Source organism: Bradyrhizobium sp. Bra78, from assembly GCF_024519855.1.
Lineage (GTDB): Bacteria > Pseudomonadota > Alphaproteobacteria > Rhizobiales > Xanthobacteraceae > Bradyrhizobium > Bradyrhizobium japonicum_G.
The window spans coordinates 129,089-143,845 of record NZ_JALJRE010000016.1 but is presented as its reverse complement, the minus strand read 5'-3'; the positions used below and the strand labels follow the sequence as shown (position 1 = coordinate 143,845).

At 64.8% G+C, this 14,757-nt stretch carries 11 protein-coding genes and 1 pseudogene; 5 read left to right on the top strand and 7 right to left on the bottom strand.

Going from position 1 to position 14,757, the window contains the following annotated elements:
* Positions 1-16: 16 nt before the first annotated feature.
* The gene (locus OC450_RS29410) at positions 17-910 is read right to left on the bottom strand and encodes a LysR family transcriptional regulator (RefSeq protein ID WP_211385094.1); all 894 of its coding nucleotides are present in this window, start codon (positions 908-910) and stop codon (positions 17-19) included.
* Positions 911-1,012: 102 nt separating this feature from the next.
* On the opposite strand from OC450_RS29410, the gene OC450_RS29405 reads away from it, so the two are divergent.
* Positions 1,013-1,996, top strand: a complete 984-nt coding sequence (locus OC450_RS29405) for an aldo/keto reductase (protein ID WP_211385093.1) — start codon at positions 1,013-1,015, stop codon at positions 1,994-1,996.
* 302 nt (positions 1,997-2,298) lie between these two features.
* The gene (locus OC450_RS29400) at positions 2,299-2,493 is read left to right on the top strand and encodes a hypothetical protein (protein WP_211385092.1); all 195 of its coding nucleotides are present in this window, start codon (positions 2,299-2,301) and stop codon (positions 2,491-2,493) included.
* Between the two features lie 40 nt (positions 2,494-2,533).
* On the opposite strand, the gene OC450_RS29395 is transcribed toward OC450_RS29400, so the two are convergent.
* On the bottom strand, positions 2,534-3,526 hold the full coding sequence (locus OC450_RS29395; protein ID WP_256807827.1) for a zinc-dependent alcohol dehydrogenase family protein: 993 nt from the start codon (positions 3,524-3,526) through the stop codon (positions 2,534-2,536).
* Between the two features lie 103 nt (positions 3,527-3,629).
* Between OC450_RS29395 and OC450_RS29390 the strand changes: the two genes are divergently transcribed.
* Together OC450_RS29390 and OC450_RS29385 are read left to right on the top strand one after the other, a co-directional pair.
* On the top strand, positions 3,630-4,493 hold the full coding sequence (locus OC450_RS29390) for a LysR family transcriptional regulator (protein ID WP_262049166.1): 864 nt from the start codon (positions 3,630-3,632) through the stop codon (positions 4,491-4,493).
* 962 nt (positions 4,494-5,455) lie between these two features.
* Positions 5,456-7,919, top strand: a pseudogene (locus OC450_RS29385) (putative bifunctional diguanylate cyclase/phosphodiesterase).
* Here OC450_RS29385 and OC450_RS29380 read toward each other — a convergent pair.
* From OC450_RS29380 to thrS, 5 genes are all read right to left on the bottom strand, one after another.
* Complete coding sequence (locus tag OC450_RS29380; protein ID WP_211386841.1) at positions 7,905-9,173, bottom strand: serine hydrolase domain-containing protein; 1,269 nt, start codon at positions 9,171-9,173, stop codon at positions 7,905-7,907. The pseudogene OC450_RS29385 and the gene OC450_RS29380 sit on opposite strands and share 15 nt — an antisense overlap.
* A gap of 63 nt (positions 9,174-9,236) precedes the next feature.
* Entirely contained in the window at positions 9,237-9,800 is a 564-nt protein-coding gene (locus OC450_RS29375) for a nitroreductase (protein WP_211386932.1), read from the bottom strand.
* Positions 9,801-9,926: 126 nt separating this feature from the next.
* The gene (locus tag OC450_RS29370; RefSeq protein WP_262049165.1) at positions 9,927-10,136 is read right to left on the bottom strand and encodes a hypothetical protein; all 210 of its coding nucleotides are present in this window, start codon (positions 10,134-10,136) and stop codon (positions 9,927-9,929) included.
* Positions 10,137-10,160: 24 nt separating this feature from the next.
* Entirely contained in the window at positions 10,161-11,165 is a 1,005-nt protein-coding gene (locus tag OC450_RS29365) for a hypothetical protein (RefSeq protein WP_211386843.1), read from the bottom strand.
* A gap of 87 nt (positions 11,166-11,252) precedes the next feature.
* Positions 11,253-13,322: a threonine--tRNA ligase gene (gene thrS / locus OC450_RS29360; RefSeq protein ID WP_256807824.1), complete on the bottom strand. Its 2,070-nt coding sequence runs from the start codon at positions 13,320-13,322 to the stop codon at positions 11,253-11,255.
* Between the two features lie 186 nt (positions 13,323-13,508).
* Here thrS and OC450_RS29355 point away from each other — a divergent pair, with 186 nt between their 5' ends.
* Complete coding sequence (locus OC450_RS29355; protein WP_262049164.1) at positions 13,509-14,684, top strand: MFS transporter; 1,176 nt, start codon at positions 13,509-13,511, stop codon at positions 14,682-14,684.
* The last annotated feature ends 73 nt before the right edge of the window (positions 14,685-14,757 follow it).

Below are 14,757 nucleotides of genomic sequence, written 5' to 3'. Positions count from 1 at the left end.
TGGATTGCGAGGGGGGTCACTTCCGATACCTGAGCGCCTCCACCAGCACCGCAAAAGCCGGTGTCGGCTGCCGCCGGCTCGGGTAATAGAGGTGATAGCCCGCAAACGGCGCGCACCAGTCGGCGAGCACGCGGACCAGCCGCCCGTCGGCGATCTCCCGCTTCACGAGGTCTTCCGGAAGATAGGCAAGACCGAGCCCCGCCAGCACGGCATTCATTCTGAGCAGGCCGGTGTTGAACACGAGCTGGCCGTCGACCCGCACCTTCACGGCGCGGCCGCGCTTCTCGAATTCCCAGGCATAGATTCCGCCATAGGTCGGCAGGCGAAGATTGATGCAATTGTGAGCGGTCAGATCCTGCGGCTGCTTCGGCTTGCCGCGCGCGGCGAAATAGGCGGGCGCGCCGACCACCGCCATGCGCATCTCCGGCCCGATCCGCACCGCGATCATGTCCTTGTCGACCTGCTCGCCGAGGCGGACGCCGGCATCGTAGCGCTCGGCGACGATGTCGGTCAGGCCGTAGTCGACGACGAGTTCGACCTTGACGTCGGGATAGCGCGGCAGCAGCTTTGCGAGCGCCGGCCACAGGATGGTCTGCGCCGAATGTTCGCCCGTGGTGATGCGGACGGTGCCGGCGGGGGTCTCGCGCAGTGCGGTCAGCGCCGACAGCTCCGCGTCGATCTCCGCGAAGCGCGGTCCGATATTGCGGAGCAGGCGCTCGCCGGCTTCGGTCGGCGCGACGCTGCGGGTTGTGCGGGTCAAGAGCCGCAGGCCGAGCCGTTCCTCCAGGCCCCGGACCGTGTGGCTGAGCGCCGATTGCGACACGCCGAGCTGGGCCGCGGCGCGGGTGAAGCTGCGCTCCCGCGCGACCGCGAGGAAGGCGACGAGGTCATTGATGTTGGTGCGGGCCATTCATGAGTCCCGATCATGAGTACATGCCGATTTTATCATCTAATCGCAGGGTGTCATGCGGCTTAAGTTCGCAGTCGAACGTGATTTTCAAGGAGAGCTGCAATGCAGACGCGCAAACTGGGCAAGAGTGGTCTGGAGGTTTCCGCCCTCGGTCTCGGCTGCATGGGACTGAGCTACGGCTACGGTCCGGCGACGGAAAAGACGCAGGCGATCACGCTGATCAGGACCGCCTTCGAGCGCGGCGTGACCTTGTTCGACACTGCGGAGGCCTATGGCCCCTTCCTCAACGAGGAACTGCTGGGTGATGCGCTTGCACCGTTTCGCGACAAGGTGGTGATCGCCACCAAGTTCGGCTTCAAGGGCGGGAAGGTCGACGCCGGGCTCGACAGCACGCCGGCCAATGTGAAGGCAGTCGCGGAGGCAGCGCTGAAGCGACTCAAGACCGACCGCATCGATTTGTTCTATCAGCACCGTGTCGATCCCGGCGTGCCCGTCGAGGATACCGCCGGTGCCGTGAAGGAATTGATCAGCGAGGGCAAGGTCTTGCACTTCGGCATGTCGGAGGCGGGCGCCTCGACCATCCGCCGTGCTCATGCGGTCCAGCCCGTGACCGCATTGCAAAGCGAATATTCGCTGTGGTGGCGCGAGCCGGAGCACGAGGTTCTGCCGACGCTGGAAGAGCTCGGCATCGGGTTCGTTCCCTTCAGCCCGCTCGGCAAGGGCTTCCTGACCGGCGCGATCACCGAGAGCACGACGTTCGATGCGAGCGACTTCCGCAATATCGTACCGCGCTTCTCATCCAGCGCACGAAAATCCAATCGGACGCTGGTGGATCTGCTTGGCGAGATCGCCGCGGCGCGGAAAGTGACGCCGGCGCAGATCGCGCTGGCCTGGCTGCTCGCGCAGAAACCGTGGATCGTGCCGATTCCGGGCACCACCAGGCTGCACCGGCTCGAGGAGAATGTCGGCGCGGCGGCGGTGACATTGTCGGATGCGGATCTCGCGGCCATTGCAGCGGTGTTGGCCAGGGTGGCCGTGCAAGGCGACCGCTATCCCGCGCATCTGCAGGCCCGCGTCGGGCGCTGACGTCCGTCATGGAAGTCCGGTGAGCATCTGCTTACCGGACTTTCGCGCCTGTGTTCCGATTTGAATACCCTTGCCAGGGCTACCAAGCTGCGCCGGAGCGGCGCTAAACACCGGCCTTACCGGCTTATTCCAGCAGCATCGCGACTTCGTCAAAGCCGGTGCAAGATACGTATTTCCGATAATCAATTTTGTTCTCTTTCGGTTGGGCTGGGTTATATGTCGGGTATCCTTCATATGGGGGAAGCCGGAGCGGGCTCGTACGCCTGTGAAACCGGCAGGAGCAGGGGACCAAGCCCGTCAGCATGTACGAAGTGATACTCACCAGGCGTAAGCGGTTTGGCTGGCGATGGCAGGTGTGCGACCAGTCCGGCAAGGTCTTTGCCGATGGCTTCGAGCGCACGCGGCCGTCCGCCAAATATCAGGGCGAGCGCGCATTATTCTTCCTGTTGTCGCAAGCCTATCTGCGCAACCGTTTCGCGGCGTCCAGCGAGGACTAGCCCGACCGTAGCTTTGCAGAGCCGGGCTGCAGACTCCGCCTCAGACATCCACGACCAGCTTGCCCTTCGTCGCGTGATCCCGGATCAGCGCATAGGCATCGCCAACACTCTCCAGCGTGAAGTGTCTGGCGTCGAGCCGCGGCATCAGCTTGCCGGCCTCAACCAGCCGCGTCGCCTCCGTCATGATCTCTCCGTGATGCGCGCGGCCTTCGCCTGACAGCAGCGGCAGCAGCGTGAACACGCCGGAATAGGTGGCGGCGCGGAACGAGAGCGGCGCCAGCGCATGCGTGCCCCAGCCGAGCGCGCTCACGACATGGCCGAAGCAGCGCACCGCCGCGAAGGAGGCATCGAGCACCTTGCCCCCGACGGTATCATAGACGATGTCGAAGCCGCGTCCTCCGGTCTGCTCCGTAACGTAATCTTCGGGCGCAACGTCGCGGTCGATGAAGACAGCGCCAAGACTTTCGATCGTGGCGCGCTGCGACGGCGAGCCGGTCGCGAACACATCTGCTCCGAAGGCGCGTGCAATCTGGATCGCGACATGGCCGACGCCGCCCGCGCCGCCGTGAATCAAGACCTTCTGGCCGGCCTTCAACGCCGCGCGGTCGATCAGGCCCTCCCAGGCCGTGATGAAAATGAGGGGCAGGGCGGCCGCTTCCCGCATGTTGAGATTGCCAGGCTTGAGCGCCAGCAGGTCGGCACCGACAGCGGCGAACTCGGCCAGCGATCCCGGCACGCCGCCGACGCCGCCGGTCATGCCATAGACCTCGTCGCCGGGCTTGAACTGCGTCACGTGGTCCCCGGTGCGCTCCACCGTGCCGGCGAGATCGATTCCGAGAATGGCAGGCAGCGGGTGGCGCGCATGCGCCGCAGCACCAGCGTGAATCTTGGTGTCGAGCGGATTGACCCCGCTCGCACGTACCCGCACCAGCACCTCTGACGGGCCGATGTCGGGCGTGGAGATGGTTGAGATGCGCAGCGGTGCGTTGTGGGTCTCCAGCACAGCCGCACGCATCGTCGATTGTCTCGTCATGATCGTCCTGCTCCGTTGTCGGCCTCCAATATGCTCATGAATTTTTGCATGAGAAGGAACAATGATGTACGATTATCATACAATTTTGTATGGTGAGACGCCCATGGACTGGAGCGATCTGCGCATCTTCCTGGCGATTGCGCGCGAAGGCACGCTTGGCGCTGCCGCGCGAAAGATCGGCCAGACCCAGCCGACCATGGGACGACGGCTTCGAGCCCTCGAAACGGCATTGGGGCAGACGCTGTTCCAGCGCACCGCCGATGGTTTTGTCCTCACCGACGAGGGTACGGCCGTACTGCAGCATGCCGAGCGGATCGAGGAGGAGGCGATCGCCCTTGAGCGGCGAGCGTCCGGCACGGAGACCCAGCTCGACGGCTTGCTGCGTTTGTCGTCGTCGGAGTGGTTCGGGACGGTGATGCTGTCGCCGGTGATCGCCGCCTTCGGCGAGCGCCATCCCAGGGTGACGGTCGAACTTCTGACCGATGCGCGCCTCTACAGCCTGCCGCGCCGCGAGGCCGACCTCGTCTTCCGCATCAAGCGGTTCGACGAGCCTGAAGTCATTTCCAGGAAGCTGCTCCACATTCCCTACGCGCTCTACGGCAGGAAGGGCAGTAAAGCGCCGCGCGCCGGCAACGGAAGCGGCGCCCGCGTCGTCACCATGAATGCTGAATTCGCCGACATGCCCGACGCGGTCTGGCTGAAGCGCACGCTGCCGAATGCGGAAATCGCCTCGCGCAGCAATAACAGGCAGGCGCAGGCCGAGCTCTGCGCGAGCGGTGGCGGGTTCGCCGTGCTGCCGCGTCCGCTCGGCGACCGCGATCGCCGGCTGGTCGCGCTCGATATCGGTACAACGCCGCCCGGCCGGGACACTTTTGTCGGCTACCACCGCGATCTGCGCCGGCTGGCACGCCTGCGCGCGCTGCTCGATATCGTGGTCGAGCGGTTGGCGGGTGAGGTGATCTCGTAGGGTGGTTGCGCTGCGGGAACTCACCCTGCGCATCCACAACACCTTGCGTTACACGACGGGCAAAACACGCCATCCATGGGTCGATACCGATCGGCAAAAATATTCCACTTTACCGAAATTCGGAAACAACGTATGTGTCGTCTCACTCGGCCCAAGGAAGAGGGGCGTATCGCGATCGTCACGAACGCGGGCCGGACGGCGGTGGACGCAGGCCACACCGGCGCGAACGGCTTCGCAGGGCGGGCAACCGTGAGTGAAGGCCTCGCGCACACGACCGGTGTGATCCGCGTACGGCAAAATCGTGTGGTCCTGGCGCCCGGGGGTCTGTGCGCCAAGTCTTGTGGTGATGCGTGCCGTCCAACCGGGCGCGCGCATCAGCGATCCGCAAGGCGACGGGGGCAATAGTGCATCGCTCCCCGGGGAGAGCGCGACATAAGCCGTAAAGCCACTGCGCAGGGAAGGCCGGATGTCCTGGCTACACCTGTATGCCGCTGTGCAGATTTCCTACTGCAACTTCGCACAGTGGACCGCGGGTGCCAGCCGGCACCCGGTCTTCCCTGCGCCCTCTTTCATGAGGGTGAGTCGATCAAGCAAAGCTCGGGCGAAATTCGCCGCGAGGATGCGAGCCCATGTCGGTCATTCGACAACGCTCTCGTGCCCCGGACGCTGCGCAGCACGAAGTGATGCGCTGTAGAGCTTGGGGCCCATGCCGCCGTGATCCGTGTGGTCTTCTGGGTCCCGCCTCTGCGCGGCAGCGCAAGAACGCTGCAGCGCTTCCGGGACACGAGCGCGGCGGACGCGCTCGGCGCCTTCGCACAACCGTCATGGTCTCTAACGCGCACTAACCAACACTCGACTTAAAACTGTCATAGTCGCCGAATGGAACCTGCGCCCGAGCGCTCTTTACACGTCCTTAAGCGCGCCTGCATTGGATGCCCTCGGAAAGTGCGTTGGGGACTGCCATGAGTGCCGCGAAGAAAGTGTCGGGAAAACCGGCCGCCGAAATGTTTGACGACATCCCGGTGCTTCAACGCAAATGGCATGCCGCGTTGAAGCCGGGCGAACGGCTGCCGCGCTACGAGGACGTGATGCTCGGCAGCCTGGGACGGCTCGCCGACCACATCGCGCTGCTCAAGGGCGACGGTGCGCTCGAACTGTCGCGCAGCGGACGTTATGTGCAGAAATGGCTGGGCGAGGAGCGCTGGGACATACCGGTCGCCGGGCTCGCGCCCGATTGCGCCGCGGCGCTGTCGGAAGCGGTGGCCGGCGCACTCCACAACGGACGGCCGCACCAGGCCAGCGCACATTGCGTTCGCGACGGCATGGTCAGGACCTACGATCTGCTGGCGCTGCCGACGTCCTCGCGCTGGGGCGCGACGCTGGTCGGTGCCTACGTCAACGAGCGGGGCGCGCAGTACAACCTGCTGGATGCGATCTTCGCCTCGACCGACGACGCTGTGGTGTCGCTGGCGACCCTGCGCGACGCCGGTGGACGGCCGTTCGACTTTCAAGTCGTGCACCACAATCAAGGCGCCTCGAAGCTGCTGGGAGCAGGACCGCATACCCTGCAATGGCAACGACTCCTCGATGGTGAGAGCCTGCTGTCTTCGCCCGAGGTGATGGATCGATTGCGCGAGGTCATTGCGGACGGCGCCCCTCGTTGTTTCGAGATCGATAGCGATGGCCGGAACCTGCGGCTGAGCGCCACCGCCTTCGCCGACATGGTTTCGCTGACGATCTCGGATGTCACCGTGTTGAAGCGGCGCGACGCCTCGTTCCGCCTGCTGTTCGACAACAACCCGATGCCGATGTGGGTGTTCGATGCCGAGACCAAGCAGTTCCTCGGCGTCAACGACGCGGCGGTCCAGCATTACGGTTACAGCCGTGCCGTCTTCCTGCGCATGAGGCTGCACGAGATCTGGCCGCAGGACGAGTGGGACAGCCACGCCGAGGCGCTCGAATGCGTCGGCGACACCTATCACTCCTCGCGCAACTGGCGGCATCTGCGCGCCGACGGCAGCGAGATCGAGGTGCTCACCTTCGGCCGCCGCGTTGCCTTCGACGATCGCGACGGTTATCTGGTCGCGGTGGTCGACATCACCGAACGGCGCAAGGCGGAGGCGCGGATCGCCCATATGGCGCACCATGACGGGCTCACCAACCTGCCGAACCGCGAATATTTCCAGGAGCGCCTGAAGCAGGCGCTCGACCAGGCCGCGGGGAAACGGGTCGGCGTGCTCTACATCGATCTCGATCTGTTCAAGAACATCAACGATTCCTTCGGCCATCCGGTGGGCGACCGCCTGTTGAAGGAAGTCGCCGCACGTCTGGGCACCACGGTCCGCGGCGCCAATATCGCGGCGCGGCTCGGCGGCGACGAGTTCGCCGTGATTCTCGCGGCCGATGTCTCGCCGAACGAAGCCAGCGCCTTGTGCGAGCCTGCTGATCGACATGCTGAAGGCGCCCTACGAGCTCGATGGCCAGGAGATGGTGATCGGTGCCAGCATCGGCATCGCGCTGTCGCCGGGTGACGGCGTGACGTCGGAAAAGCTGATGCGCAACGCCGACATGGCGCTGTACCGGGCGAAGTCCGACGGTGGCGGCGTGCATCATTTCTTCGAGCGCGAGATGGATCTGCAGGCGCAGAAGCGCCGCGACATGGAGCTCGATCTGCGCCGCGCCTTTGCCAATGGCGAGTTCGAGCTGCACTACCAGCCGCTGGTGTCGATCGCCTCCGACCGCATCTCCGGCTTCGAGTCGCTGTTGCGCTGGCTTCACCCGGACAAGGGCATGATCTCACCGGCGGAGTTCATTCCGGTCGCAGAAGACATCGGCCTGATCACCCAGCTCGGTGAGTGGGTGCTGCGCGAGGCCTGCGCCGAGGCGGTGAAATGGCCGGTCGACGTCAAGGTCGCGGTCAATCTGTCGCCGGCGCAATTCCGCAGCCGCAATCTGGTTCAGGTCGTGATCTCGGCACTGGCGCGGTCCGGCCTGTCGCCGAAGCGGCTCGAGCTCGAGATCACCGAGTCGATCTTCCTGGCCGAGACCGACGCCAATCTCGCCATCCTGCATCAGTTGCGCGAGCTCGGCGTCAGCATCTCCATGGACGATTTCGGCACCGGCTATTCCAGCCTCAGCTATCTCCGCAGCTTTCCCTTCGACAAGATCAAGATCGACCGCTCCTTCGTCAAGGATCTGGCGCTGCGGCCCGATTGCGGCGCGATCGTGCGCGCGATCTCCGGCCTCGGCCGCAGCCTCAACATCACCACGACCGCGGAGGGCGTCGAGACCGAGGATCAGCTCGACTGGCTCCGCGCCGAAGGCTGCAACGAGGTGCAGGGCTTCTTGTTCAGCGCGGCGCGGCCTGCTGCCGAGATCGCAAAGCTGCTCGCCGATTTCGGCCGACGCGCCTCACGGGCGGCGTAGCCCTTCGGGATAGCAGTCATAGACCAGCGCCTTGAACGCGGGCGTGATGCGGCCACGCTCGTTCTGGGTCTGCTGCATCAACAGATAGACCATGTCGAGCTTGGGATCGACGCCGAAATAGGTGCCGCTGCCTGAGTCCCATTTCAACTCGCCAAGCGAGCCCGGCGGCGGAGGTTTCGCATTGCCGGGATCGGTGCGCATCGCGAGGCCGTAGCCATAGCCGAAGCCGTCGCCCGGGAAATAGAAATAGTCGCGGGCAACGCCGGAGCCCGGCCCGATGTGATCGGTCGTCATGGCCTTGAAGGCAGCAGCGCTCAGATAGCGCTTGCCCTCGAACTCGCCGCCGTTGAGCAGCATCTGCGAGAAGCGCTGATAGTCGCTGATGGTCGAGAGCAGCCCGCCGCCGCCGGACTGCCATTCGGGATGGTCGAGGCGGTCGCGCTCGGCGGCGAGCAGGATGTAGTCGTTCGGCAGCGGCCGCGCCATCCGCGCGAGCTCGTCTTCCGTCGCCAGCGTGAACTTGGTGCTGCTCATGCCGAGTGGATCAAAGATGCGCTGCTTGAGGAATGCGTACAGCGTCTGCCCCGAGATGATCTCGATGACGCTGCCGAGCACGTCGGTGGAATGGCCGTAGCGCCACAGCGTTCCCGGCTGCCGCGCCAGCGGCAATTTCGCGATGCGCTCGGCGAATTCCCTGTTGTTGAATTGCCCCTCGAAGATGTTGGCGGCCTTGTAGGCCTGCTCGACCCATTTGCCGCCGATATAGTCGTAGCTGATGCCCGAGGTGTGCCGCAGCAGATCCTCGATGTTGACGGGACGGACTGGCGGCACGAGATCCACCGCCAGCGTGCCGTCGGGATTGGTGACCTCGAGGCCCACCTTGGTATCGGCAAAGAGGGGGATGTATTTCGAGACGGGATCGGCGAGCGCGAGCTTGCCGTCGTCGATCAGCATCATCGCGCCAAGGCACGTGATCGGCTTGGTCATGGAGTGGATGGCGAAGACCGTATCGGGCGTCATCGCGAGGCCCGTCCTGGTGTCGCGCACGCCGAACGTCTTCAGATAGACCGGCTTGCCGTGCTGCTGGACCAGGATCACGGCGCCCGGCAGCCGGCCGCTCGTCACCTCGTTGTCGAAGTACGCCGTGATGCGGTCGAGCCCGTCGGACGACGGCGCCGGGATGTCGGCGGCGCGGCCTCGCGCCATCGTACCTGCAAGCAGCGCGGCCCCGACCAGAAATTCACGACGCATCATCCGGGCTTCCTCCCTCGCCGGGATCAAAGCCGCAAGACGTCGGGGGCGTCAACAAGCCTTCGATTAAAATCGCGTCACGATTTCAGAAAGGACCGGTCGCGGGCGGTCCTCGCTCGGCTTGGTCGGCTTGCCGATATGGACGAAGCCGGCAAGCTTCTCGTCCGGCTTGAGGCCGAGACCGTCCAGCACGTCGCGATCGAAGGAGAACCAGCCGGTCAGCCAGCAGGCGCCGTAGCCGAGCGCGGTCGCGGCCGTGACGATGTTCATGACGCTGGCGCCCGCCGACAATTCCTGCTCGAAGGCCGGCACCTTGGGATGCGGCCTGGTGAAGCTGACGATGCCGATCACCAGCGGCGCATCGGTGAGGCGTTTGCGCTCGGTCTCGACATCCGCCGCGGGCGCGCCGGGATTCTTCCGGGCAAAGACCTTCGCGATCACCTCGCCGGCGCGCTGGCGTGCATCGCCCTCGAAAATGATGAAGCGCCAGGGCGCGAGCTTGCCGTGGTCGGGCACGCGCGCCCCGATGGTGAGGATCGTCTCGAGCTCGGCCGGGGAGGGGCCGGGGCCGGACATCTCGCGCGGCTTGACCGAGCGGCGGGTCTTCAGGAGTTCGATGGCGTCGGGCACGGAGATCTCTTTCGTCATAGGGAGTGGCAACTCCTGTCACCGAGATAGGTCGGCGACGAAGCAACCGGAAGGTTGTTTCGAGAGATTGTAAAAAGACGGCCGGCCGGATTTGCGATGCGGCCTCGGTCAGCGTTTGAGGATTTTGCCGACATAGTCGTAGACAACGGGCACGCCGTCGATCGTTTCCGGCAGCAGGCTGTCGTCTTTCGGAGCGGTTCCAAGATTGACCTTCAGGGCCGGGTCGTCGCCCTTCAAGCCGATGCCGACCCCGACCACGTCGAGGCCCTTTGGCATCAACGCGCTGAACCGTTCCTTGGCGCGGCGAACCGCCGCCATCTTGGTCTCGTTCATGGCCGTAATCTAGTTGCCATGCAGGTCGATTGCCAGCCTCTTGAGCACGATTGCGAGCGGATTGGCATAGGTGAGGCCGCGGCCGTTCGATCCGCCGGTTTCGCTGCCGGCGAACAGCAGGGCACAGCCGCGGTTCTCCCCATCCAGGATCAGCGAGCCGGAATCGCCGCCCGCACTGAACGAGGTGGCGCCGGTGGATTCGATCTCCACCTGGTCGTCGAACGAGATCATTCCGAGGTCATACTGGATCACGACCTTGTCGAGCTCGATCGCGCTGATCCGCCCATGGGTAACGCCGGTGGTCCGTCCGACCTTGGATACCGCCATTCCGGGGGACAGGGGCGCGATGCGCGCCCCGGCGAGCGTGCCGATGCCTTTGTAGTCCAGCGGGTCTGCGTCGATGCCCTTTGACAATGCAGCGATGGCAGCGTCGAGAAGATTGGCGCCATTGGGCCGCAGGTCCACCCATTTCGTGAGCTTGGCCACCGCATCCTTCATCTTGCCCTTGTCGAAGGCGCCCGCCTGCAGAATGGCGTCGCCGGCTTTGGCGTCGTTTTCGTTCGCGAGCACATGGTTGTTGCTCAGGATGACGTCATGGCCGGTCTTGCGTTGCCTGGCGATCGCACCGATCGTTCCCGCCGTGATCTTGAAGTGTCCGACGGAACAGCCGCACTGAAGCGGCCGCTGGCGCTGGCGATACCAAGGCAGGGCGTGCTTGGCGATCCGGCCGACGAAGCGGACATCGACCTCGTTCTTGGCGCGCTTGCGGATATTTTCCAGCAATCCGCCCGATCGCTCCAGCGAATGGCGCTGCAATCTGACAGCGAGCCTGACGTCATTCTCGGTTTTTCCCGGTGCAACACCCAGCGCGACCAGGGGTTCGGCATTGGTCAGCTTGTGCAGCGCGAAGGTGGTGACCGAAAAACCGCCGGCGGCGCTGATGGCGGCCACGGCGGGAGGCACGACCTCGCTGGCGATCTCCAGCTTCAATGCGCGCGCGGATTCGAGCTTCATGCTGATCCCCCCGTCATGACGACGGAGGGATACTACATCTTCAGGTTGCGAAATCGAGTCGCAAAGCGTCGCAGGGACGCGCGGCTGCTAGCCGGCCGCACGCGCCCGTTTCACGTCCGGCGGGGTCGCCTCGTCGACGAGGGCGGCGATGGCCTCCACCGTCGTCGTTACCTTCTGGCCGTCGCTGCCGAGCCGGCGGACGGAAACCGACTGCGTCTCGGCCTCCTTCTTGCCGACCACGAGCAGCGCCGGGATCTTGGCCAGCGAATGCTCGCGGACCTTGTAGTTGATCTTTTCGTTGCGCAGGTCGATCTCGGCCCGAAGCCCCGCGCGCCGGACCTGCTCCAGCACCTGCTTGGCATACTCGTCGGCCTCCGACGTGATGGTGGTGACCACCACCTGCACCGGCGACAGCCAGAGCGGGAAGTTGCCGGCATAGTGCTCGATGAGGATACCGATGAAGCGCTCCATCGAACCGCAGATCGCGCGATGCACCATGACCGGCGGCTTCTTGCCGCTGTCGTGGTCGATGTAGAACGCACCGAACCGCTCCGGCAGGTTGAAGTCGACCTGGGTGGTGCCGCACTGCCAGTCGCGGCCGATGGCGTCGCGCAGCACATATTCGAACTTCGGCCCGTAGAAGGCGCCTTCGCCCGGATTGATCTCGGTCTTGATGTGATTGTTCTGCGACTGGATCTCGCGCAGCACGGTGGCCATCACGCGCTCGGCGTGGTCCCACATCGCGTCGGTGCCGACGCGCTTCTCCGGCCGCGTCGACAGCTTCACGGTGAGATCGCCGGTGAAGCCGAAATCGGCGTAAGTCGACAGGATGAGCTCGTTGATCTTCAGGCACTCGTCGGCGAGCTGGTCCTCCATGCAGAAGATGTGGGCGTCGTCCTGGGTGAAGCCGCGCACGCGCATCAGCCCGTGCATGGCGCCGGACGGCTCGTAGCGATGCACCACGCCGAACTCGGCGAGCCGCAGCGGCAGGTCGCGGTAGCTCTTCAGGCCGTGCTTGAAGATCTGCACGTGGCCGGGGCAGTTCATCGGCTTGAGCGCGAACCAGCGCTTGTCCTCGGCTTCGTCACCGGCCGACTGCGCCGCGAACATGTTCTCGCGGTACCAGCCCCAATGGCCCGAGGTCTCCCACAACGACTTGTCGAGGATCTGCGGCGCGTTGACCTCGTTGTAGTCACCGGTCAGGCGCCGGCGCATATAGGCGATCAGCTGCTGGAAGATGGTCCAGCCCTTCGGGTGCCAGAAGACGACGCCCGGACCTTCCTCCTGGAAATGGAAGAGGTCGAGCTCGCGCCCTAGCTTGCGATGGTCGCGCTTTTCGGCCTCCTCGATCTGCTTGAGATAGGCGTCGAGGTCCTCCTGCTTGGCGAACGCCGTGCCGTAGATGCGGGTCAGCATCGGGTTGTTGCTGTCGCCGCGCCAATAGGCGCCGGCCACCTTCATCAATTTGAAGGCGTTGCCGACCTTGCCGGTCGAGGTCATGTGCGGGCCGCGGCACAGATCGAACCAGTCGCCCTGATAGTAGATCTTGATCGGCTCGTTGCCGGGAATGGCGTCCACCAGCTCGACCTTGAACGCCTCGCCCTTGTCGCGGAACACTTGCTTTGTCTTTTCGCGATCCCAAACCTCCTTCGTGAAAGGTTTGTCGCGCGCGATGAGCTCGCGCATCTTCTTCTCGATCGCGGCAAAGTCTTCCGGCGTGAACGGCTCGTTGCGGAAGAAGTCGTAATAGAAGCCGTTCTCGATCACGGGGCCGATGGTGACCTGCGTGCCCGGCCACAGCGTCTGCACGGCTTCGGCCAGCACGTGGGCGCAGTCGTGGCGGATCAGCTCGAGCGCGCGGGGATCGTCACGGTTGATCAGCTCGATCCCGGCATCGGCTTCGATGGGATCGTCGAGGTCGCAGACCACGCCGTCGAGCGCCATCGCGACCGTGCGCTTGGCCAGCGACGGCGAAATGCCCTTGGCGATCTCGAGGCCGGTGATGCTCTTGGCGTATTCTCGCCGGGCGCCGTCGGGGAAGGTGAGGGTGATCTTTTCCAGCGGGGTCACGGGCCTCAGATTGCTGAGGCTGTACTGAAAGCCGGATTCGGATTTGGGCTGCTCGGACTTGGGCTGGTCCTTGGGCTGGTCGGTCATTGCTTTTCTCCTGAGGCTCACTCCTGCGAACGAGCGCAGGTAAGCGGGAACGAGCGATATATCAGGCGATTCGGCCTGCGCAATCCGGCATTTCCAAGAAAGTGGCGCGCAAAAGCCGGGGCGGTGCTCCAACTATTTCGCACGGCGCCCTTTAACCGGCCGGAGGCGTGTTCTACATGCAGCTGCATGGAAAAGTCGCCTTTCGCCGGCCGTTTCACGCCAACCGCCCTGATGCTCGGCAACCTCGTCACCGGCTGCTCGGTGCTGGCGCCGGCGGGGATGCTGCCGGAATTGGCGACGGGGCTCGACGTCAGCATCCATGCAGCCGGTCTTCTGATCACCTTCGGCGCAATCATCCTGTGCATCGGCTCGCCGCTGACGGCCTGGCTCACCAGTCGTATCGAGCGGCGGACGCTGCTCACCACGACGCTGGCGGTGCTCGCTCTCGGCAATCTCGCCTCGGCCTTTGCACCCGAATATGCGAGCCTCCTCGTTATCCGCCTGGTGATGCTTGCGGTCGGCGCGCTCTATACGCCGCAGGCCGCCGGCACGGCGGCGCTGATCGTGCCGGTGGAGCGGCGCGGCAGCACCATCGCCTATATCTTTCTCGGCTGGTCGCTCGCCGCCGCCGTCGGCCTTCCGCTGATCACTTTCATCGCCAGCCGCTACGGCTGGCGCGCGGCCTATGGCGAGATCGGCGTGCTCGGCTGCGTCAGTTTCGTGCTGTTGCTGCTGCGGCTGCCGGCGGGGTTGAAGGGCACTCCGGTGGATCTGAAGACCTGGAGCGCAGTCAGCCGCAGCAGGACGATCCTGCTGTTGCTCGCGATCACCATGCTGCAGATGTCCGGGCAGTTCGTGGTGTTCACCTTTATGGGCCCGCTGCTCAAGAAGCTGACCGGCGCCGGGCCCGATGCGATCGGCATGGTATTCGCTCTCTACGGCCTCTGCGGCTTCCTCGGCGTCGTCATCGCGACCCGCATCGTCGACACCTCGGGACCCTATCGCACCTCGCTGCTGTTCACTTGCCTGCTGCTGGCAGGGATCACGGGCTGGGCGCTCGGCGCCGGCACGCTCGTGTTGATGGCGGGTGCAGTCGCGATCTGGGGCCTCGGCTTTGCCTCGACCAATTCGATGCAGCAGGTGCGGCTGGTCGCGGCCGCGCCACAACTCGCATCGGCGACCGTCGCACTCAACACCTCCGTTCTTTATGTCGGCCAGGCGGTCGGCTCTGCCGTCGGCGGATTGCTGTTCGCCCGCGAACTGCTGCATGCGCTCGGCTTCGTTGCGGTCGGTTTCGTCGTGCTCGCGCTGATCCTGGTGGTCCTGACCCGGCCCCGGCCGGCAACCGCAGCTCCCGCCTGAATCCCGCCTTTTCGCGTGCGCAAGGTGCTTGGCAAACCGCGCGCCGGGGCGCTAGAAGGCCGGTCATGGGGAC